Here is a 22,358-nt window from a genome sequence, read left to right as displayed (position 1 = left end):
TTATTGTTCCCTGCTTTTTCACAGATTGTTGTAACTCGGATATTCAAACATAAAATGGCATAAAAATAAAAAACGCTCCTAGATTTAACATCAGGGAGCGTTTAAATTTTCATACTTAACGTTTTATTCAGATTAAGTTAAGCCTTTAGCTTTTCATCTAACTCTTCGATTTTCGCCTGCCAAATTGCAGGACCTGTAACGTGAGCTGATTCACCTGAGCTGTCCACCGCAACCGTCACTGGCATGTCTTCCACTTCAAATTCGTAAATGGCTTCCATACCTAGCTCTTCAAAAGCCACTACACGAGATTTTTTGATCGCTTTAGACACCAGGTAAGCTGCACCACCGACCGCCATCAAATACACGGATTTGTGGTTTTTAATGCTTTCCACCGTGCCTGGGCCACGTTCGGCTTTACCGATTGTGCCCAACAGACCCGTGTCGGCCAACATCATTTCGGTAAACTTATCCATGCGTGTTGCGGTTGTCGGGCCTGCAGGACCAACAACTTCATCACCAACGGCATCAACGGGGCCGACGTAATAGATAAATTTATTGGTAAAATCGACGCCGTCGGGCAAACCTTCGCCAGATTCAAGCAATTGCTGAATACGTTTGTGAGCGGCATCACGCCCCGTTAAAATCTTGCCTGATAATAATACGGTTTCACCCGTCTTCCACTCGGCAATATCGGTTTTTGTCAGCGAATCTACATTGACGCGACGAACATTGTCACCGATTTCCCAGGTAACTTCCGGCCATTCTTCCAGTTTTGGCGGCGTTAAATTCGCCGGACCAGAACCATCTAAATGAAAGTGTACGTGACGAGTTGCCGCACAATTTGGGATCATTACTACCGGTTTAGACGCTGCGTGGGTGGGTACTGAATTGATCTTCACATCGACGACTGTGGTCAGGCCGCCAAGGCCCTGGGCACCGATACCCAATTTATTGACGCGTTCGTAAATCTCTAAACGTAACTCTTCTTCGGCATTTTGCGGGCCACGATCAATTAACTCCTGAATATCGACCGGATCCATTAAGCTTTCTTTAGCCAGTACACCGGCTTTTTCCGCTGTACCACCAATACCGATACCCAACATACCCGGTGGACACCAGCCAGCGCCCATGGTTGGTAGGGTTTTCACAACCCAGTCAGCAATGGAATCGCTTGGGTTTAACATCGCCATTTTGGTTTTGTTTTCACTGCCGCCGCCTTTTGCTGCAATCATGACTTCAACCTGATCTCCGGCAACCAAATCAATATGCACAACCGACGGTGTATTATCCTTGGTATTTTTACGAGCACCAGCAGGGTCTGCAACGATGGATGCACGTAGTGGATTATCGGGATTGGTGTAAGCCCGACGAGTCCCTTCATCGACCATTTGTTGAACCGTCAGATCGGTTTTATCCCATTTCACTTCCATACCGACTTTCACGAAACACGTGACAATACCGGTATCCTGGCAAATTGGACGATGGCCTTCAGCGGACATACGCGAGTTAATTAAAATTTGTGCAATGGCATCTTTTGCCGCCTGGCTTTGTTCTTTATGGTAGGCAGTTTCCAGAGCCTGGATGAAATCCAGAGGATGGTAGAAAGAGATATATTGTAAAGCATCTTCAATGCTATCAATAAAATCCTGTTGCTTAATGATAGTCATAATATTCTCGTCGGTGTTTAGGTAAACTGCTTTTGCAGTATGTACCTGGGCTCTCAATTTAAGGGTTGAATTCGTTAATTGGCAAGATTCATTCTAGACATAAATGATGAATAAAATAGAGCCTTGAACAGATAACGTCCCTAATTATATTGAATTTATTAAGATTGTCCGTATGATACCTCGCCAAATCATTATGAGCCAGACAAACGTAGTATCAAATGTACAATTTCTCTGGATTGAAAATATTTTGTGCGTAAAGCCATTCTCCAAAATCCAGGGAGTTTGATAGACTTAGACAAAATTCCCATTATTTGTGCCACCCCGGATATTACTGATTTTGCCAAAATGTCGATATTTACCGTCAATTTAACAGAACAAAACAACCTTAGCGTTGAGCAGATATTTGCCCAGTTGCAGCACCTGCCCTATGCCATATGGTTGGATTCCAATGCTACCGATCATCCCGATAGTCGCTTTGACATTATTGCCATAGAGCCGGTGTTAACACTGCAGACTAAGCAGGGAAAAACCCAGGTTGACGATATTCGTTCAGATCAGGTGCGCTATTCGGTTGCCGATCCCTTGACCTTAGTCGACCACTACTTATCGACGCACTGCGTTGACGTCTCACCACAACCTGAGCTGCCATTTACCGGCGGCGTGCTCGGCTATTTCAGTTATGACTTAGGTCGTTATTTTGAGCGTTTACCCGCTACCAGTGAACGTGATATTGACCTGCCAGATATGGCTGTTGGGATTTATCGCCATGCGTTGATTTTTGATCGCCACCATCACAGTTTTACCCTGGTAAGTCAGGACGATAACTTATCGAGCCTGACTGAGCGTTACTTTCCTGCTAATACAAGCAAACCCTCAGGCACCGCCCTAGCCGCGTTTACATTAACAACGCCCTGGCAAGCCAATATGACTGCTGAACAATATCGACAAAAATTTATTCAGGTTCAGGAATATCTGCTGAGTGGAGATTGTTATCAAATCAATCTGACTCAACGATTTCAGGCCGCCTATCAGGGCAGTGAATATCTGGCGTATTTAGCGTTAAGGGAAAGCAATCTTGCGCCATTTTCCGCCTTTATCCGTTTGCCCGACGGTTGCATCCTCAGTGTATCACCGGAGCGTTTTTTACAGGTAAAAGGTGCAATGGTACAAACCAAACCGATTAAAGGTACGCGGCCACGCGGCAGCGATAGCGATGAAGATCAGCGACTCGCATTAGAATTAAAAAATGCCAGCAAAGATCAGGCAGAGAATCTGATGATTGTTGATCTGTTACGCAACGATATCAGCAAAAGCTGTGAACCGGGTTCGGTAAAGGTTCCTCAGCTGTTTGCGATAGAAAGCTTTCCGGCGGTTCATCATCTGGTCAGTACGGTAGTCGGGAAATTGGCAAACGATCGCAATCCCATGGATTTACTGCGTGGTTGCTTTCCGGGCGGTTCTATCACCGGTGCACCAAAAATTCGCGCCATGGAAATCATTGAAGAGCTTGAACCTAACCGTCGCAGTGTTTATTGTGGTTCTATTGGTTACCTTTCGGCCTGTGGGAAAATGGATACCAGCATCACCATAAGAACCTTGATAGCGCACCAACAAACTTTGTATTGCTGGGCCGGAGGTGGCGTGGTTGCCGATTCACAGGTAGATAGCGAATATCAGGAAACCTTCGACAAGGTACAGAAAATTTTGCCGGTATTGGAAAAACTTTAACGACTCAGGGAGATTAAGCTTGCATGAATAAATTGGAATTTATCCAGCGCTTTTCATTAGCTTCCCTGACTCATAGCTGCCAAGAATTCCGCTACCCTGGAAAATTAAAAGACGCCAGTGTATTAATTGCATTGCAGGAAACTAAAACCGGTTTAGAGGTGGTATTAACGCGCCGGGCCGATCACTTGTATCATCACCCCGGACAAGTCAGTTTTCCTGGCGGGAAATGTGAAGATGAGGATACCAGTGTGATCGCCACCGCTTTGCGTGAGTCACATGAAGAAGTCGGAATCGCCAGACACGACGTGGAAATTCTCGGTCAGCTGCGTCAATACCATACCATCACCGGATATCTGATCACCCCTATCGTTGGTTTTATTCCCTCTCACTATCCTTTTGAGATTGACGAAAATGAAGTCGCAGAAGTGTTTACCGTGCCACTGTCACACTTTCTTGACGAAACGAAACATTTACCCGTTACCGTATCCCGACGCGGCATGACCCACAAAATCTATTTTATGCCCTACATGACATATAATATTTGGGGAGCGACAGCGGCAATCATCAAAGATTTGGTCGCTCATTTAAAGTAGCAGCAACATTTTAAAGCAACTTTCAAAAGCTGGGTTTTTAACTAGATATAAGTTAGAATCCGAACATAATTCCATTAATACCAATTACAACGGATAATAATTCAGGTTTTTCTATGATTAGTGTATTTGATATGTTTTCAATTGGCATTGGACCATCCAGCTCTCATACTGTCGGTCCGATGCGTGCTGCCAACCGATTTATCGATGCCCTGCAACAGCAAAATTTATTTACCAAGATTGAACGTGTTAACGTTGAGCTGTTTGGATCATTAGGCCAAACGGGTATTGGTCATGGTACCGGTAAAGCGGTTATTTTAGGGCTGCACGGGGAAACGCCGGAGCATATCAATGTTAACGCCATTGATCAGATCCTCGAAACCACCATCAATACCGGTAAAGTGCATTTAAACAACGAGCATTTTATTGATTTTCCGCGTAATGAGTCCATTATCTATCACCGTAAAAAAACGCTTCCTGCTCATGCGAATGCCATGACCATTTATGCCTATGCTGATGATAAGGTAATTCTCGAAAAAACCTATTACTCTATTGGTGGTGGATTTATTGTGGAGGATTGTGACTTTGAGAAAGAAAAGGACAAAGCACTGTCTTTGCATCAAAACATTGAACGCCCTTATCGCTTTTCCTCCGCGGATGAACTATTGGCGTTATGTCAGGAAACCGGGTTAAGTATCAGCTCAATTATGATGGCAAATGAAAAGTGCCTGAATTCTGAGTCGTATATACGTGAAGAGCTTTTGAAAATCTGGCAAGCCATGGCCGACTGTGTCGAACGCGGCATCAATACCGAAGGTATTCTTCCCGGAGGTTTAAAAGTGGTGCGTCGCGCCCCTAGCCTGTTCCGCTCCCTGTCAGTAGAAAAAAGCTCGGATCCGCTGCAGGCAATGGATTGGGTCAACCTTTTTGCACTGGCGGTTAACGAAGAAAATGCCGCTGGCTCGCAAGTTGTGACAGCACCGACCAATGGTGCTGCCGGTATTTTGCCAGCGGTTCTTTGCTATTACGATAAGTTTGTTAAACCACTTACCGAAGACGATTGCATTCGTTATTTATTAACAGCGGCTGCCATTGGCATTTTGTACAAAACCAATGCGTCAATCTCTGGCGCCGAAGTCGGTTGTCAGGGAGAAGTTGGTGTTGCCTGTTCAATGGCGGCAGGCGCTCTGACAGAAATTTTGGGCGGTAACCCGAAACAGGTAGAAAATGCTGCAGAAATCGGCATGGAGCATAATTTAGGATTAACTTGTGACCCTGTCGGTGGTCTGGTTCAGGTGCCATGCATTGAACGTAATGCAATGGGTTCCGTGAAAGCCATTAACGCGTCACGTCTCGCCATGCGTGGTACCGGAAATCAAAAAGTGTCTTTGGATAAAGTTATCAAAACCATGTGGGAAACGGGTAATGATATGAAAACCAAATATAAAGAAACGTCTCGAGGTGGCCTGGCCGTTAACATTATCGAATGTTAAAACACTGCGCCAATCTGGATTGACATTATCCGCCTATCGCGCCCTTGAAAAAATTTAAGGAACAAAAAAGGGTGCAGAACGTAACATTCTGCACCTTTTGATATTGCCAAGCTTAACCATAAAAACTGGGTTTATAGCCTCGAACCTTACTTAACGCATCGGTAAGGTCACATCACTTAAAAACGCTTCGATTTCATCATTGTTTTTTAACAACATGGCTTTGGTTACCACATCTTTATTCAAGTGCGGTGCAAAGCGTTCGATAAAATCAAACATATAGGTCCGTAAAAAGGTGCCGCGTCTAAAGCCAATTTTTGTCGTGCTCGGTTCAAATAAATGGGAAGCGTCGATAACCACAAGATCTTTATCCTGCTCCGGATCGATTGCCATAGTGGCAACAACGCCAATACCAACCCCTAACCGAACATAGGTTTTTATGACATCCGCATCAGTGGCTGTAAATACAATTTTCGGCTCCAAATCGGCACTTTGAAATGCTTTATCTAACACCGAGCGTCCAGTGAAGCCAAATACGTAAGTAACCAAGGGATGGGCGGCAACGTCTTCAATAGTAAGTTTTTTCACCTTCGCCAATGGATGGTCTTTACGAACGATAATGCTGCGATTCCAGTGATAGCATGGCAACATGATCAGATCATTGTACAAATGTAGCGATTCGGTCGCGATAGCAAAATCGGCATCACCTTTTGCCGCCGCATCACTGATCTGTGCGGGTGTGCCCTGATACATATGCAATGACACTTTATCGAACCGCTTAACAAACCCCTGAATGACATCAGGCAATGCATAACGAGCCTGAGTATGTGTCGTAGCAATACGCAATCGACCTTCATCCGGTTGCGTGTACTCCCGAGCGACCGATTTGATACCTTCAACTTTAGAAAGAATATCGGAAGATATCTTAATAATTTCCTGACCGGCTTGGGTGACATGGGTTAAATGCTTACCGCTACGCCCAAAAATTTGCACACCCAGTTCATCTTCCAGCATGCGCACCTGCTTGGATATACCAGGTTGGGACGTGAAAAGTGTTTCAGCGGTGGCCGACACATTAAGATTATTGTTAAGGACTTCGACAATGTATTTAAGTTGTTGTAGTTTCATATGGAATAAGCAAAGCGTTTTTTATAACAAAAAGCATATATCAATTAGAAATCACAATCAACTGGGTAATACTAAATTTGCCGCTAATCTCTTTAAAATAAATCAAGGGAGTAAGTGAAGCAGATAATACCAATCACATTAAATTAGTGCTCAGTAATTAATGACGATTAAAAAAGGTGAAAATCGATAAAAAAATACCGCCATAAGGCGGTATTTTTAAAAGCAATAAAATGCAGTGAAGTCTATTTTTTCTTCGCAGCTTTCTTCGCTGGCTTTTTCTTGGTTTGTTCTTCGACCCATTTACCATCAATAAACTTCGCTACCCAACCCGTTGCTTTACCATCGACTTCAGTCATCACGTATTGCTCTTTGGTCTTACGCGAGAAACGAACGATGGACGGATTACCCTCAGGATCCTGTTGCGGCGCATCGGCAAGATAATAGAATTTTGAAGAAATCCTGTCTCTGAAACGATGCAACTCACTAACTAAGGGCGCCCGGGTTTCCCGAGATTTCGGGAAGGTACTGGCAGCCAGGAAGATTCCTGCGGCGCCATCACGTAATTTAAAGAAAGCATCCGATTTTTCACAGCGTAGCTCTGGTAAATCCACAGGATCTTCTTTCGGTGGCGCAGCTTCGCCGCTTTTCAAAAGTTTACGGGTATTTTTACAATCGGCATTAGTACAATCAAAGTACTTGCCAAAACGCCCCGATTTTAGCTGCATGTCAGAGCCGCAACGATCACACTCAAGCACAGGGCCATCATAGCCTTTGATCTTGAATTCACCTTTTTCCAGCTCAACGCCATCACAGGTCGGATTGTTACCGCACACGTGTAGTTTGCGTGTTTCGTCGATGAGATAGCTGTCCATGGCGGTGCCGCACTTCTGACAACGGCGCATCGCCATGAGCGCTTCGGTTTCACGATCTTCGCCAATGACACTTTCGGCTTCATCACCTGGGGTGAGATTCATGGTTTGTGTACAACGCTCTTTCGGTGGCAGGTTGTAACCGCTACACCCTAAGAACACACCCGTGGATGCTGTGCGAATCGCCATTTTGCGTCCACAATTAGGGCAATCGATATCGGTCAGTACTGGCTCATTCGGCTGCATGCCGCCGTCTTCGACGCCTTTATCTGCCTCGCCTAATTGCTCGGTAAAGTTTTCATAAAACTCCGATAACACCTGTTTCCAATAGGCCTTATCACGGGCGATATCATCAAGCTTATCTTCCATTTTTGCGGTAAAGTCATAACTCATCAGATCTTCAAAGCTGCCGGACAAGCTATCTGTAACGATTTCACCCATTTTTTCAGCATGGAAACGCTTGCCTTCCAGACGCACGTATCCGCGATCCTGAATGGTCGAAATAATTGACGCATAAGTCGATGGGCGACCTATGCTACGTTTTTCCAGCTCTTTAACCAAAGACGCTTCACCAAATCGTGCTGGCGGCTTGGTAAAATGTTGACTCGGTTCCAGTTTTTCCATGGTGATCGGAGCACCCACCTGAAGATCCGGTAGGTGTGTATCTTTATCACCTTTAGATAAATGTGCATGCACCTTTGTCCAACCATCAAAGCGCATGACCCGGCCTTTGGCTTTCAAATCAAAATTCGCGGCCGAAATTGTCAAGGTTGACACATCATAACGGGCGGCGGTCATTTGACAGGCAACAAACTGACGCCAGATTAAGTCATATAGTCTGCGCGCATCCGCTTCCATATCATTTAAGAATGCCGATTCGACTTTAACATTCGATGGACGGATCGCTTCGTGCGCTTCCTGAGCGTTGGCTTTTGCGCCATAGGTTTTCGCTTTTTCTGGTAAATAGTTCGCGCCAAAATTGTCGGTGATATAATCACGGCAGCTTTCTACCGCGTCTTTTGACAGATTGGTAGAATCGGTACGCATATAGGTAATGTGACCCGCTTCATAGAGGCGTTGAGCTAACCCCATGGTACGTTTTACCCCAAACCCTAAGCGGGTACTTGCGGCCTGTTGCAACGTCGAGGTAATAAATGGTGCCGACGGAGAGCTCTTAGAAGGCTTATCTTCGCGCTTGCTAACCTGATAGCTGGCATTCTGCAATACACTTAATGCAGCGTTAGTCTGAGCTTCATTGACCGGTTTAAAGGCCTTTCCATCCTGATGAGTAACCTGTAATTGTAGCGCCTGTTTATCTTCGGTTAATGTATCCGCATGAATTTCCCAGAACTCTTCCGGTACAAACGCCTTGATTTCGCGTTCTCGCTCAACCACAAGTTTAACCGCTACCGATTGAACCCGACCCGCTGATAGCCCACGAGCGATTTTTTTCCAAAGCAATGGGCTGACCATAAAGCCAACCACACGATCAAGAAAACGACGTGCCTGTTGCGCATTTACGCCGCTCATATTTAACTCACCAGGTTGCTTAAAGGCTTCCTGGATTGCAGATTGGGTGATTTCATTGAAGACTACGCGACGGAATTTGTCGTCATCGCCACCAATGATCTCTTTCAAATGCCACGCAATCGCTTCTCCCTCGCGGTCCAAATCCGTTGCGAGATAAACCAAATCGGCTTTATCTGCGAGTGTTTTTAACTCGTTAACAACTTTTTCTTTTCCCGGCAGAACCTCATATTTTGCCGCCCAATCTTGCTCGGGATTGATCCCCATGCGATTAAACAAGGCGACTTTATCACGCTTAGCTTTATATTTGGCTTTTTGCTCCGGTGACATCTGACGTACTTCCGCCGGAGATTTGGTGGGTGCTTTTTTACCGCTACCACTGGTAGGTAAATCGCGCACGTGGCCGACACTGGATTTTACAATGAAATCCTTACCCAGATATTTGTTGATCGTCTTTGCTTTCGCTGGTGACTCGACTATGACCAGAGACTTTGCCATAAATTGTTACTTTCCTGTCCACAGGCTAAGGTAATGTGCAGTTTTTTTACTGCCTGCTGTATGTATTGAATAACGCCTATATGGGATCACTTAACCGTCTTTTAAAGGGTTGGTGTCCTAATATATTGTTTCAACGTTAAAAACTTTTTTCAAATTGCGAATTGCTATTAGGTATATATGTAATTTTTGCCACTGACAAGCAAATATTTTTTCAAGATCAGCAAGACATGATAAATTCAGGGCTTATATGCAGCCTCAAAATCCACAGACAATCTGCTTCAATCCGACCCGCGAAACGTCAAGGAACTTGTTATATGTATTAAATGAAATAAAGCCAATTTGCCTGATAATAATCAAACACTAACCATAAGTTAAAGAAAAAATGATAAATTCCTGTTAATTGACGATTATTCGTGCGTTTTGATCAAATATCAGGATAAAAAAAGCCACCTCTCGGTGGCTTCTTATGGATGGCAGTTTATTTAACCACAATCGTAATTGGCGAGATTGTTGTTGTCAGTCCGGCTGGCGTTGTCACTTCGACAATCAGACTGCCTGACTTAGTTTCTTTTTCACCTTTGATAGCCACAGTTATTTCGCGGCCTCCATTTTTATTGTTACTTGGCCAAACAAATGAGTCTGGGCCAACGATACTACCTACTGTCGCGGTAAATTTCACCACCGTACCTGCAGGCATTGGTTGGTTATGAAGGTCGGCTATGATCATGCTCGCTGCACCACTGCTTTCCCCTACTACAACAACGCGGTTATCGTTTTCATCGTAATCTGCGTCACTTGGGTCCACGGAATCAAGAGTTTGCGTTACATGGTGGTATGCAGTACTTCCTGACATCACTAACACCAGGTCACGGCGCACATTTAGCGATTTGTCTTGAGAATTACACCCAGCATGCGCTGGCACGGAACATAAACTACCATTGTATAAACCATCCGCTTTATCAAAGTTTCCACCACCGTTAAAATCGATGAATTCTTCGTTTTCACCACCGATTTCTAAGCCGCCTTGTTGTGGGTTATACACACCATCTTCATTGTGATCGACAAAAGCTTCATCCAGATCATAGGCGGCACCACTAACATCAGTTCCCATAAATGCCGTTACTTCACTGTCATCAAATCGGCCGTTACCATTTGCATCCGGGAAAGATTCTTCACCAATCGCGGTTGCTACGATAGTCGCCCGACCTCCGTACTTTTGCTCATAAGGCGTTAACGATGGAATTCCTCCCTTTTCGCTGAGCTCAAGGCCCTCTGGACGAGGATATTGACTTACCCAAACCACAGAACATTTACCGTCAACGGTGACACAGGAAGGTTGAATTGAACCGCCTTCCGCAGTGAAAGAAACTGCCGTGCCATCCGGTACCGGGTTGTTAAAAGCGTCAGCTAAACGCGCTGTAACCATAACTTCGGTACCATCAATAGTCCACCCTTCAGGGTTCAGGATATCAGCAGATAGACTGAAACTATCTTGATCAGGAATACCGGTTGACACCACCAGTAAGCTCGATTGAGATGAAATCGATGGCGTACTACCATCGATAGATGCCGTTACCCGAACTGTCGTAGCTACAGAACCAGAATTAACCACGGTTTGTACTTCACCACTGCCATTGGTTGTGGCAAATATTGGATCCAGGGTAATGCCGCCCACATCAGTATTCAGACTGAAATTTATCCGAGAGTTGCTCACAGGATTACCATTAGTATCCAGTACACGGAAAATAACGGTAGAGCTTTCCTGACCACCAACACCTTGCAACGAAATATTCTCAGGCGTTGCACTGACAAACTCCAGGCTACCAGCATCCGCAGCTAATACGTTAACCGTTGCAGACGCGACAAGATTTACGCCACCGGCATTTGCCGAAACCGTAATAGGGTCGTCATTAACGCAACCTTTTGCCAGGTATGTGCTGCTTGCTTTACCATTTGATGTAGTCACAGGTGACGTCATGGTTGCCAGGCCATTGTTTACACAGTTTGACGTAAATTGAACATCTACCGGCAAAGTATAAGGAACGCCGTCTGCATCGACGATATCAACACTTACTACGGTTGTGCCACCTGCAGAAATTTGTTCTAAGCTCAATTGAGCAACGCCTTCAACAAATGGCGAGCCACTTCCCATAATTAATTCTGTAGCGCCCACAACAATCAATTGTTCGCCAGAAGAACCATCTGGCAAAGATGCGGTAACAGTGCCTGCGCCTAAGTCATTGCCGGCGTAGATATCAACGATCGCCTGATTATTTTCATCAGTGATCGCGGTTGGGATTGGAATTTCACCAATATTCGAAGAAAATGTCACAATCACTGGCTCAGACACACCAATAACGGTGGCCACAAGCTTGCCTGGATTCGTCGCATTGATTACCGATGTTTCCACACCGGTATTCGCATCCAACATGCTTAAATCAACTACGATTTGTGAAACCTGATCACCTGCTGTTTCAAAACCCACAGCAGCGCTTTCGCCACTATCGATACTTGCTACGACCGTGGAAGCACCGCCGGTAGCACCTGCTGTCAATCCAATCGTCGCTACCCCGTTATCATTGGTCAATGCCGTGCCTGACTCAACGTCAAAACGACCAAGGTCAGCGGAAAATGTGACAACGATACCGGCAACCGCATCACCGTCTGTTGTGACAGTCGCGGTGACTAAGGCTGGGGTAGCCGCAGTGATATAGTTATTATCAATATCTATAGTTACTGTGGTATTGCCCTGCGGCGTGGTTACGGGTCCTGACCCACTTTCCACATTACCATTTGTAGACTCGCCATCACCTAAGGATTCACCACCACAGGCGGTCAATAGAGTGATAGACAAGAGGAAAAAAAGTTTATGAAACAGCTTCATTTAAAGCGCACTCCCTGAGCATATTTTTATTAGCGACGACCATATTAACCGATAATTTACCAAAGCGTTACACTTGATTACATATTCAAAGAGAAAAATTTCGGTGGCGGTATTCTGACAAATGGTTAACAATAGCGGACACTAACTAGAAACAGGCGCAATGCCTAATAAACAGACAATTTTATGGATAAACAGTTTGCACAAAGCCTAACGACTCGCATCGTAGTAGGTATGGGTGCCGGTATCGCGCTCGGCTTTATTTTCAAGTTAATTCTAAGCTTCGGTGAAAATGGGGAACTCCTCATTCCACTAGGATTGTTCGATTTTGCTATCAGAGGCTTCTTCGTTGATGGCATCTTCCACGTCGGTGGTCAGATATTTATTACCAGTTTAAAGATGCTGGTTGTTCCTTTAGTCTTTGTATCATTAGTTTGCGGTACAACGTCTCTGAATGACACGTCGAAACTGGGAAGAATCGGTGGCAAAGCCGTGGGCCTGTATTTAGTGACCACTGCTATCGCGATATCTCTTGCCATTATTGCTGCCCTTTTGATAGCACCCGGTGAAGGCATTAATATGACCGCAGAAGCCACCTATGCTGCAAAAGAAGCACCGTCTCTGGCGCAAGTCATTATTAACATGTTCCCTAGCAATCCATTTGACGCGTTTGCCAAAGGCAATATGCTGCAAATCATCGTGTTTGCTGTGCTGTTTGGTATTTCGGTGGCTTTGGCCGGGGATGCTGGACAACGCATCGCTAACCTTTTTCAGGATATGAATGAGGTCATTATGCGACTGGTGATTATTCTGATGAATCTAGCTCCTTATGGTGTGTTCTGTTTAATGGTGAAACTATTCACCGATCTGGATTTAGGTGCCATCTGGTCGTTGGCTCAATACTTCCTGGTTGTACTGGGTGTTTTAGCGATTCACGGTTTAGTAACCTACCCGCTACTATTGAAAACGTTAACAGGCCTGAACCCTATTACGTTCTTAAAGAAAATGGAAACGACAGCGCTCTTTGCATTTAGCACCTCAAGCTCAAATGCGACGATTCCATCGACATTAAACACCACGACCAAGAAAATGGGTGTCGATAACTCCATCGCTTCATTTACCGTACCGTTAGGCGCCACATTGAATATGGATGGCACCGCGATTATGCAAGGTGTTGCTACCGTGTTCATCGCTCAGGTATTTAATATCGATTTATCCATCACTGACTTTTTGATGGTAATTCTTACCGCAACACTCGCCTCAATTGGTACTGCCGGCGTCCCCGGTGTTGGCATGATCATGCTAGCTATGGTTCTGGCCCAAGTTGGGTTGCCGGTGGAAGGAATCGCGTTAATTATTGGTATTGACCGTTTATTGGATATGGCACGAACCGCGGTCAATGTTACCGGTGACTCTATGGTAACGGTTATCGTTGGAAAAACCGAAGGACAATTTAACGAAGAAGTCTTTCACACAGACATCAAAGCAACGGATGATAAAGTCGATTTTCATCATCTCAAAGATAAGTAGTCAGATACAATTAATCAATAAATAGAAAAAGCCCGTAGCGGTAATCGCTACGGGCTTTTTTCGTTTTACAAGCCTCTCATCTATTGCTCAGATAGACCTTCATCCATGCGCGTACCTTGGGTTAAACCCTACGGCAATTTCCGGTTAAGCACTCAACAGCATATTGTCGTTACAACTACCTTGAACCACAAAGTCTCCGATACACATATCGCCGCTATAAGACGCTCGATGACGCTCGATGACGCTCGGTAATACTGCAAAGCGATTGGGTAATACCAGATGCAAATACAGACTAATGGAAATCTCCTAATGAAAACCACATTGATAGAAAACGTATGGCGCCATAGTCGCGCTATACATGGCTTTACTTAGGTGCAGAAGATACAAAAATACCGGCCAAAGCCGGTATTTTCATCGTGTAAAATGCCTAGCTAAGCCTTAGCTTGGAAAAATACGATTATTTTGCCACAGCTTTAGGACTACATTTTCAATGGATAAAGATGCCGCTTTACCCAGTTTTTCGGCCAGCCCTTTTTTCATTGAATATTTAACGGCCAGTACTGATCTATCTTTCGCACACGCCATTAAGTAATCATCACTGGTTTGAATCGTATCGACCAACCCCAGTTCTTTTGCTTTTAAGCCAAACCAATGCTCACCAGTGGCAACCTTATCGATATCCAGAGATGGACGATGCTCGGCCACAAAGTGCTTGAATAAATCGTGAGTTTCTTCCAATTCTTCAACAAACTTAGCCCGGCCTTTATCGGTATTTTCACCAAACATGGTAAGGGTACGTTTGTATTCGCCTGCGGTCAGTTGCTCAAACTCAATATCATTTTTTTTCAATAACTTATTAAAGTTTGGTACTTGGGCAAGCACACCAATGGATCCTAAAATAGCAAACGGTGCGCTGATAATTTTATCGGCAACACAGGCCATCATATAACCACCACTAGCGGCGACTTTATCGACGGAAACGGTTAATGGGATATTGTTTTGACGGATACGATCCAGCTGCGACGATGCTAAACCATAGCCATGCACCATTCCCCCTCCGCTTTCTAAACGTACCAGAACTTCATCCTGCTCGTTTGCAACCGATAACACAGCGCTGACTTCTTCTCTTAACCCTTCGACTTCACGGGCATCGATACTGCCTTTAAAATCCAATACGAATAGGCGATGTTTACTTTCTGACTCAGCGTTATCGTCTTTCTTGGCTTTTTGCTGAGCCTTTTCCTGCTTTTTCTGCTCCTTATGACGAGCTTTAAGCGCATCTTTATCCAGCAGGTGGGTCGCTAATTCTTCTTCAACGTCTTTAAATTGCTGAGTCAGATCGGTTAATTCAAGCTCGCCTTTTCGTCCTTTTTGTTTTTGTGCAACGCCTGCGGCAGTTGCAATAATCGCAATAATCGCGATAACAAAGGTAATGACCTTGGCGAAGAACAAGCCATACTCGTAAAGAAATTCCAATTTCTTTCTCCTGGGGATTCAATGGTTAAATTAAAAGTAAAATTAAAAAACAGATACTGATTGATGTTTTGATGTTATCTCATTATGACAAAACATTGAATACAAAAAAGGAGGCTTAGCCTCCTTTTCACGCAATTATTGCAAGCAAATATTACTGCAGAACAACTTCAGTATCCGTCACCGGGATAACCGTACCACCGGTCAGGAAGTATGTTACCACCTGGTTTTGCATTTCCTGTGTCGTACGTGCACTCAATGCTGCATCTGGTGAACCCGCCGTCGGGAACGGAGATAAGATTGAGCCATGATGACCATTAACAAACTTAACCGCACCTGAGATAGGCATACCATCAGTTGATGCCGTTGTAGATTTCACAACATTTAGCATTAGATTATCAATTAACGGCGTTGAACCAGAAATTGGATGATCGGCAACCGTATTCGGGATGACCTGATCCGGCAGGTTATCCATACCATTACCTACAACTTCAAGTACATGGATTGGCGCACCGTTGGCAACTAGCATAGGTGCATAGTTCAGAGGGTCACCCGCATCAAGAATAGACTGCGCGGCGAAAGTAAACTGTGCAAACGTGCTATTAAGAGCCCCCAACTGTGCAGGTGTCAATAACCCAAGGAAATCATCCCAGATAGCAGCTAACTGCTGTGGATCTGCAGCTCCGGCGCCTAACACTTGATTAGCATATTGTTGAAACTCTTCAGAGCTCGAATAAGCTAGATTTGCTTTGATCAGGTTTTCAAACGATGGTGAGGTCACCAGGAAATTAGGAATCGCACCACCTGGTGTCGATAACGTACTGGCTTTCACGTCAAACATCGCATTTAACACCGCGTCCTGCTGAGCACTACCGGTCATTACGCTAGTGTTACTCAATGCAACAAAGTTAACACCGGTAATTGCACCAAGCGACGCACCTAGGAAATAGGTTTGTGACGCATCGATGTTCGCACCTTGGGTAAAATTCAAACCTAAGCGAAGCGCTAACAAATCCGCCGTACTTTGACGTAAGTTATCGCGAGAGTTTAACAGGTTAGCAATATTCAAATAGGCAAATGGATTCACCGACGCATCGATTGGACCATAGCCCCGGCTCGAATGCAGTGGGTGATCAATGGCTACGGTTGCGAAACCGGCAGCAGACAATACCCCACTAATTGCTAACATTTGCTCTTTATTACCTGTAACACCATGTTGCAAAATAACCACAGGCCAACCGTTATCAGGCTCAACCAAATCAGGCAACATACCTAGTGCCGGACGAACCGCATTCGCACTCGCCACATCAGGTACGGTCATCTGCACGTCAACCGCCTGAACTTCTTTCATCTTAGGAATGGGATTGAATTTGGTGATATTACGCTCTGTATCTAATCCAAGTTGAGGTAAATCACGTAAACCAAACTGCATACAGGCACCATCCGACAAAGACTGCGGTTCTGCAGGCAATATTGATGGGTCAATGGCGGCTAAAACAGCGCCTGAATCGCACATGGCGGTCCACGGTTCGGTAATAGCTGGTGTTGGGTCAACAATATTGCCGTCTTCATCTCTGACTGGAACGCCCAAATAATAAGGTACATTTATTTGGCCGGCATATATTTTTGCGCTAGCGTAAAGAGCACCTAATTGCGGGTCACCCGTTAAGCCAAGAGCTTGCGCAGCGTTAATGCCCGTATTTTGAACACCAACGACAGGTGTCGAGAATAAAGCCGTTTCAGGGTTAAGGCTAGCCGCGAGCAATTGCTTGGTAACTAATAATGAATCTTCGATCGACTGAGTGGTGAACGCCGCCGTATAAATAATGCTATCGCGGTTAATATTAAAACCTTCAGCAATGCTTTCAAAACTATTGGTTTGTGCCTGCAACGCTAATTGCGATGGGTCAGCAAGCGGTGTAGAGATATCGGTTCGGATTAATTCATACGTGGAAGACGGAGCAATTGGCAAGCCTTCCGTATCCATTAAGCGATCGGTTAACGCTAAAACGTATGTTGTCTTCGCTTTAAGTGGTTTTAGCGGTACGATGGCTAAATCATTACCGGCAGCCTGGACGATAAAATCTTCACCTAATACTAATTTTGCACGCGGCGCACAAGCCAGTCCACGGGTAAAATCAGGACACTCGGCATCTCCACCAGCGGCAACTTCAAACAAACTTACCGCATCGGTGCTGTATATCGCAACGGGATCAAGGCCAACGCCTTCGGCAAAATTAAAGGACTGAATAAAAGGTTGGTTGGTTGACCAGCCATCGAGTGCGTTTGCCGCCACTAATGGATCCGATAAATTCGTTGGGTCAACAACGGGCAGGTTTAAGGTGCCATCGGTTGTTCCGGAAAACAGGATGTTGTTGGGGAAAGAAAGTACCCCGTTAGAAGGATCGAAAGCTACCGTAGAAATCGGTTTAACAGCCTCGCCAGAATTCTCATTGACAACATCATCAATGGATTCAGAATCACATCCACTTAGGCCCAAGGCGCTGGTAACCGCCAGACATAGTAAGAGCTTTTTCATGTATTCTCCCCAAAAGCCAGTAAAGTCTTTATTTCTTGTTGTTTTTACAAAGTCACTTTACAGTTCATTGTTATTTTAAAAGTACCTGTTCTGTCATTTCTCTTATTAAATTAAGAACAGATATAACTAGTTAGACCAGTTAGTTTTTTCTAACTTAGCTCAAGATGGCAATCTAATCTAGCGTTTTTTTGCAGAAAATAAAGCAAAACCGGCTTTTCTTATATAAATTATTAATAAATTCTCGAAAGCCAAACTTAGCCTAGGTAGAATACCTCTATCAGTTTCCTTTATCTATATTCTTATGATTGATTATCAACCGAGTGCGCAATGTTTAGCCAATAAAACCCTTTTAGTTACAGGTGCGGGTGACGGCATTGGTAAGCAGGCATCGATTCACTATGCAAAGTATGGCGCGACGGTCATTTTGTTGGGTCGTACTGTTGCCAAGTTGGAACAGGTTTACGATGAAATCGTAGCCGCAGGCTACCCGGAACCGGCGATTGTCCCTTTGGACATGAAAGGTGCAACACCGCAAAACTATCAAGATATGGTGAATACCATTACCGACCAGTTTTCTCGATTAGACGGCGCTCTGTTAAATGCGTCGATGCTGGGCGAGCTTACCCCGTTTGTGAATATCGCCGGGCAGATTTGGGATGACGTTATGCAAGTAAACCTAAATGCGCAATTTTATCTCGCGCAAGCATTGATCCCAGCGTTGCAAAAAGCCAACAATAGCTCATTATTGTTTACCACATCAGGCGTAGGTAATCAGGGACGAGCATATTGGGGACCTTACAGTATCTCAAAATTTGCCACCGAGGGCATGATGCAGGTGATTGCGGATGAATATGAAAAAAGTGGCCTTCGCACCAATGCGATCAACCCTGGCGCTACAGACACTAAGATGCGACAAACCGCGTTTCCCGCGGAAGATAAAAGCAAAATAGCAAGCGCCGAAGCCATTATGCCAGCATATATTTATCTGATGTGTGATGACAGTATCGGGGTTAACGGTCAGCGCATAAACGCCCAATCGTAAATGATGATGACGCCATAATGATGGCGTCGCACTTGCCATTGCCCAGGGGCACCTAGTGCCAACGTCCCTTCGTCATCCGTGGCTGGTCGTTATAATCCTTTACCGTTTCAATATCACCATAGCCATATTCCTGGTATATCTGCTGAATAATCAGGTGTTGCTCAAATCCATGTTCAATATACAACATTCCGCCGCGCTTTAAATAGCATCGACTGGTGGCGATAATATCGCGGATATCTTTAAATCCCTGCTCCTCGGCGACCAGAGCCGATTTTGGCTCAAAGCGCACATCCCCCTGAGAGAGATGCGGATCCTGTTCATCGATATATGGCGGGTTGGATACGATGACATCAAATTTACTGGCTTTGGACACGTTTGCAAACCAGTCGCTTTGATAGATATTTACCCCTGCGATTTCTAACTGCTCGGCGTTACTTTTCGCAAGCGCAACCGCATCATCATTAAAATCAACGGCGTCAATTTGCCAATCGGGTTTTTCGTGGCCGAGCGCTAAAGCAATAGCGCCAGTGCCGGTACCTAAATCCAATAGTCGAATATTCGATAATGCCGGGTAGTCATCCAAGACGGTTTCCACCAGAACTTCGGTATCGGGTCTTGGGATCAATGTACATGGGGAAACGTTAAAGGGTAATGACCAAAACTCTTGCTTACCCAGTAAAAAAGCAATGGGCTCGCCTTGAGACCGTCGATTTAACAGCTGCAAGAAATCGTTGTGTTGTTGCCCGGTAATTTCTTTTTCCGGCCAGGCAAGTAAGTAACTGCTGCGAACATTCAGCACAAAAGCCAACAATAGTTGGCAATCGAGCTTAGGGCTATCGACAATCTGATGTTCCACTAATTGCTGCTGCCCCCGTTGCAAGACTTTGGCAATGGACAAGCATTGAAAATCGGTTTTAACGCCGTTTTCTACACCGTTTTCTACACCGTTTTCATTAGCGGTTTGAGCAGCGGTTTTTTCAGATGAGCTCACAGGCGTATCGATAGTTAATTTTGTTCAGCTAGCGCGGCTAACAAGTCCGCCTGATTTTCCTGCATGATAGGTTCTAAAACCAATTGCAAGTTACCTTCAATCACTTCATTTAAACGATACAAAGTCAGGTTAATACGGTGATCTGTCATCCGGCCTTGCGGATAGTTATAAGTACGGATCCGCTCTGAACGATCACCACTAGCTACTAGGTTACGACGGGACGATTCTTCTTCACTGCGACGCTTTTCATCTTCAGCCTGCTGCAACCTGGCTTGCAATACCGACATCGCCTGAGCTCGGTTTTTATGCTGAGAGCGCTGATCCTGACACTCAACGACAATGCCTGTGGGCACGTGCGTTATACGTATAGCGGAATCGGTTTTGTTAACGTGCTGTCCGCCAGCCCCTGATGCCCTGAAAGTATCTACTTTCAAATCAGCTTTGTTAATTTCTATGGCTTGTGCTTCCGGGATCTCAGGCATCACCACAACGGTACAGGCGGATGTGTGAACACGCCCTTGCGATTCGGTTTCCGGCACTCGTTGCACACGATGGCCACCACTTTCAAACTTCATCTGACCATAGACGCTATCGCCATTGATTTTAACAATGACTTCTTTGTATCCGCCGTGCTCACCTTCATTCATATTCAGCACTTCGGTACTCCAGCCTTGTTTTTCCGCATAGCGCGTATACATGCGGTACAAATCACCTGCGAAAATTGCCGCTTCATCACCACCGGCACCGGCACGAATTTCAACAAAACAGTTGTTGTCGTCGTTTGGATCTTTAGGTAGCAATAAAATCTGTAGTTGCTCGGTCAAAGATTCAATCGCCTCTTTTGCGCCTTTGAATTCTTCCTGAGCCATCTCACGCATATCCGGATCATCATCCTTGAGCATTTCCTGAGACATTTCCAGATTATCTTGAGCCTGCTTGTACTCGTTAAAGACTTTAGTCACTTCTTCAAGCTGAGAAAATTCTTTGGAAAGCGCGCGAAATTTTTCCTGATCGGAAATGACATCCGGATCAGATAATAACGCCTGAACTTCTTCAAAACGTTCAACCAGAATTTCCAGTTTTTGATAGACAGATTGTTTCATTTAATTTGAATTCGCAATGTTGTTTTTTAAGAGTCTTTTTTATCTAAATCAAAGACATCGTGCAGATAAATAATTTTATCCAGTTCGCCACCCTGCGCGGCATTTTGAATGGCACGCGTTGGCGCATGCATTAGATTATTGGTTAACTTGGTGGCAAGTTCGGCGATAACCTGTTCAGGATCTTTACTATTGGCCAGTTGTTGTTTGGCTTTTTCCAACAACATATCGCGTCGTTCCATACACTGTTGACGATAAGCGATTACCGCATCCTGCGTATTCAGCCCGCGCAACCAAGCCATAAAATCATCGCTTTGACTACCGACAATGGTTTCCGCCTGTTCTGCAGCTTTACGACGGTTTTCCAGATTTTGCGCAACGATGCCCTGTAGATCATCGACGGTGTAAAGAAATACATCTTCAAGTTCCGCAACCTGTTCTTCAATATCCCTTGGAACAGCGATATCCACCATAAATATCGGACGGCGACGGCGACGAGATAACGCGCTTTCAATCATCCCCTTGCCGATAATTGGTAAGGTCGAGCCGGTTGAAGATATGACAATGTCCGCATCGCCTATATGCTCTGGGATCTGCGCCAGCGTAATAACATCGGCACCGACGCTCTTGGCCATATGTTCAGCGCGCGCTACGGTGCGGTTCGCAACCGTGATTTTACCAACCTGATTGTCATATAAATGACGAGCAACCAGCTCAATGGTTTCGCCAGCACCAATCAATAACACTTTGGTTTGTTTTAACTGACCAAAAATATGCTTGGCTAAATTTACAGCCGCAAACGCCACAGACACGGCACTGGCACCAATTTCGGTTTCCGTTCTGACTTGTTTAGCAACCCCGAACGTGCGTTGGAACAACCGTTCCATGATGATTTTCATCGAGCCCGCAGCTTTTGCCTGACTGTAGGCTTGTTTCATTTGTCCGAGTATTTGCGGTTCGCCCAAGATCAGCGAGTCTAGCCCGCAGGCAACGCGCATCATGTGATTCACCGCTTGTTGATCATGATGCCAGTATAAGGTTGGCGAAATAATACTCGCAGGCACCTGATGATATTGCTCTAACCAACCCGTAACTTGCTGCTTAACCTCATTAACGGGTTGCTCTTGCACGAAATAGAGTTCAGTTCGATTACAGGTCGACAGGATCGCGGCTTCTTTGCAGGACAACTCACTAACCATTTCCTGCAGCGCATTGGTTAAATTGTCTGGACTGAATGCTATTTTTTCACGCACAGACACTGGGGCTGTTTTGTGATTAATTCCAACGGCAAAAATGGGCATAGGT

Annotated in this window: 14 protein-coding genes; 5 read left to right on the top strand and 9 right to left on the bottom strand. The window is 45.0% G+C overall.

All coding sequences use genetic code 11. The features are described 5' to 3' along the window. Positions 1 to 137: 137 nt before the first annotated feature. Positions 138 to 1,667, bottom strand: a complete 1,530-nt coding sequence (locus tag ACHUFQ_RS08585) for a fumarate hydratase (protein WP_394174733.1) — start codon at positions 1,665 to 1,667, stop codon at positions 138 to 140. 345 nt (positions 1,668 to 2,012) lie between these two features. Here ACHUFQ_RS08585 and pabB point away from each other — a divergent pair, with 345 nt between their 5' ends. The 3 genes from pabB to ACHUFQ_RS08570 all read left to right on the top strand — a co-directional run bounded on the left by pabB (position 2,013) and on the right by ACHUFQ_RS08570 (position 5,478). Beyond that, positions 2,013 to 3,395 (top strand): aminodeoxychorismate synthase component I, encoded by a 1,383-nt coding sequence (pabB, locus tag ACHUFQ_RS08580; protein WP_394174768.1) that lies wholly within the window; start codon positions 2,013 to 2,015, stop codon positions 3,393 to 3,395. 23 nt (positions 3,396 to 3,418) lie between these two features. Further along, positions 3,419 to 3,988: a CoA pyrophosphatase gene (locus ACHUFQ_RS08575; RefSeq protein WP_394174732.1), complete on the top strand. Its 570-nt coding sequence runs from the start codon at positions 3,419 to 3,421 to the stop codon at positions 3,986 to 3,988. A 113-nt stretch (positions 3,989 to 4,101) separates the two neighbouring features. Then, positions 4,102 to 5,478 carry an L-serine ammonia-lyase gene (locus tag ACHUFQ_RS08570; protein ID WP_394174731.1) on the top strand — a complete coding sequence of 459 codons (1,377 nt, stop codon included), beginning with the start codon at positions 4,102 to 4,104 and terminating at the stop codon, positions 5,476 to 5,478. Positions 5,479 to 5,628: 150 nt separating this feature from the next. Here the strand turns inward: ACHUFQ_RS08570 and cysB are convergent, their stop codons facing one another. The 3 genes from cysB to ACHUFQ_RS08555 all read right to left on the bottom strand — a co-directional run bounded on the left by cysB (position 5,629) and on the right by ACHUFQ_RS08555 (position 12,381). Continuing rightward, entirely contained in the window at positions 5,629 to 6,603 is a 975-nt protein-coding gene (gene cysB / locus ACHUFQ_RS08565; RefSeq protein WP_394174729.1) for an HTH-type transcriptional regulator CysB, read from the bottom strand. A gap of 242 nt (positions 6,604 to 6,845) precedes the next feature. Further along, positions 6,846 to 9,497 (bottom strand): type I DNA topoisomerase, encoded by a 2,652-nt coding sequence (topA, locus tag ACHUFQ_RS08560; RefSeq protein WP_394174727.1) that lies wholly within the window; start codon positions 9,495 to 9,497, stop codon positions 6,846 to 6,848. A gap of 478 nt (positions 9,498 to 9,975) precedes the next feature. Continuing rightward, entirely contained in the window at positions 9,976 to 12,381 is a 2,406-nt protein-coding gene (locus ACHUFQ_RS08555) for a hypothetical protein (RefSeq protein ID WP_394174726.1), read from the bottom strand. Positions 12,382 to 12,564: 183 nt separating this feature from the next. Between ACHUFQ_RS08555 and ACHUFQ_RS08550 the strand changes: the two genes are divergently transcribed. Further along, entirely contained in the window at positions 12,565 to 13,908 is a 1,344-nt protein-coding gene (locus tag ACHUFQ_RS08550; RefSeq protein WP_138318132.1) for a dicarboxylate/amino acid:cation symporter, read from the top strand. Between the two features lie 438 nt (positions 13,909 to 14,346). On the opposite strand, the gene sohB is transcribed toward ACHUFQ_RS08550, so the two are convergent. Beyond that, entirely contained in the window at positions 14,347 to 15,384 is a 1,038-nt protein-coding gene (sohB, locus tag ACHUFQ_RS08545; RefSeq protein WP_394174724.1) for a protease SohB, read from the bottom strand. A 151-nt stretch (positions 15,385 to 15,535) separates the two neighbouring features. Next, positions 15,536 to 17,920: a VolA/Pla-1 family phospholipase gene (locus ACHUFQ_RS08540; RefSeq protein WP_394174723.1), complete on the bottom strand. Its 2,385-nt coding sequence runs from the start codon at positions 17,918 to 17,920 to the stop codon at positions 15,536 to 15,538. A gap of 301 nt (positions 17,921 to 18,221) precedes the next feature. On the opposite strand from ACHUFQ_RS08540, the gene ACHUFQ_RS08535 reads away from it, so the two are divergent. Further along, a complete protein-coding gene (locus ACHUFQ_RS08535; protein ID WP_394174721.1) occupies positions 18,222 to 18,962 on the top strand; it encodes a YciK family oxidoreductase in 741 nt (246 codons plus the stop codon). Positions 18,963 to 19,014: 52 nt separating this feature from the next. Here ACHUFQ_RS08535 and prmC read toward each other — a convergent pair whose 3' ends face one another. The 3 genes from prmC to hemA all read right to left on the bottom strand — a co-directional run bounded on the left by prmC (position 19,015) and on the right by hemA (position 22,354). Next, complete coding sequence (prmC, locus tag ACHUFQ_RS08530) at positions 19,015 to 19,860, bottom strand: peptide chain release factor N(5)-glutamine methyltransferase (protein WP_394174767.1); 846 nt, start codon at positions 19,858 to 19,860, stop codon at positions 19,015 to 19,017. A 107-nt stretch (positions 19,861 to 19,967) separates the two neighbouring features. After that, a complete protein-coding gene (prfA, locus tag ACHUFQ_RS08525) occupies positions 19,968 to 21,056 on the bottom strand; it encodes a peptide chain release factor 1 (protein ID WP_394174720.1) in 1,089 nt (362 codons plus the stop codon). A 26-nt stretch (positions 21,057 to 21,082) separates the two neighbouring features. Continuing rightward, a complete protein-coding gene (hemA, locus tag ACHUFQ_RS08520) occupies positions 21,083 to 22,354 on the bottom strand; it encodes a glutamyl-tRNA reductase (RefSeq protein WP_394174718.1) in 1,272 nt (423 codons plus the stop codon). Between the last annotated feature and the right edge of the window lie 4 nt (positions 22,355 to 22,358).

Source organism: Thalassotalea litorea, from assembly GCF_043642205.1.
GTDB classification, from domain to species: Bacteria; Pseudomonadota; Gammaproteobacteria; order Enterobacterales; family Alteromonadaceae; genus Thalassotalea_A; species Thalassotalea_A litorea.
This window is presented reverse-complemented; position numbering and strand designations above follow the sequence as displayed.

Bases quoted from the DNA above. Each gene is read 5' to 3' on its own strand.
- ACHUFQ_RS08570 (WP_394174731.1), top strand. From the start codon at position 4,102: ATGATTAGTGTATTTGATATGTTTTCAATTGGCATTGGACCATCCAGC.
- ACHUFQ_RS08540 (WP_394174723.1), bottom strand. From the start codon at position 17,920: ATGAAAAAGCTCTTACTATGTCTGGCGGTTACCAGCGCCTTGGGCCTA.
- cysB (WP_394174729.1), bottom strand. From the start codon at position 6,603: ATGAAACTACAACAACTTAAATACATTGTCGAAGTCCTTAACAATAAT.
- ACHUFQ_RS08550 (WP_138318132.1), top strand. From the start codon at position 12,565: ATGGATAAACAGTTTGCACAAAGCCTAACGACTCGCATCGTAGTAGGT.
- ACHUFQ_RS08555 (WP_394174726.1), bottom strand. From the start codon at position 12,381: ATGAAGCTGTTTCATAAACTTTTTTTCCTCTTGTCTATCACTCTATTG.
- hemA (WP_394174718.1), bottom strand. From the start codon at position 22,354: ATGCCCATTTTTGCCGTTGGAATTAATCACAAAACAGCCCCAGTGTCT.
- ACHUFQ_RS08585 (WP_394174733.1), bottom strand. From the start codon at position 1,667: ATGACTATCATTAAGCAACAGGATTTTATTGATAGCATTGAAGATGCT.
- pabB (WP_394174768.1), top strand. From the start codon at position 2,013: ATGTCGATATTTACCGTCAATTTAACAGAACAAAACAACCTTAGCGTT.
- ACHUFQ_RS08535 (WP_394174721.1), top strand. From the start codon at position 18,222: ATGATTGATTATCAACCGAGTGCGCAATGTTTAGCCAATAAAACCCTT.
- topA (WP_394174727.1), bottom strand. From the start codon at position 9,497: ATGGCAAAGTCTCTGGTCATAGTCGAGTCACCAGCGAAAGCAAAGACG.
- ACHUFQ_RS08575 (WP_394174732.1), top strand. From the start codon at position 3,419: ATGAATAAATTGGAATTTATCCAGCGCTTTTCATTAGCTTCCCTGACT.
- prfA (WP_394174720.1), bottom strand. From the start codon at position 21,056: ATGAAACAATCTGTCTATCAAAAACTGGAAATTCTGGTTGAACGTTTT.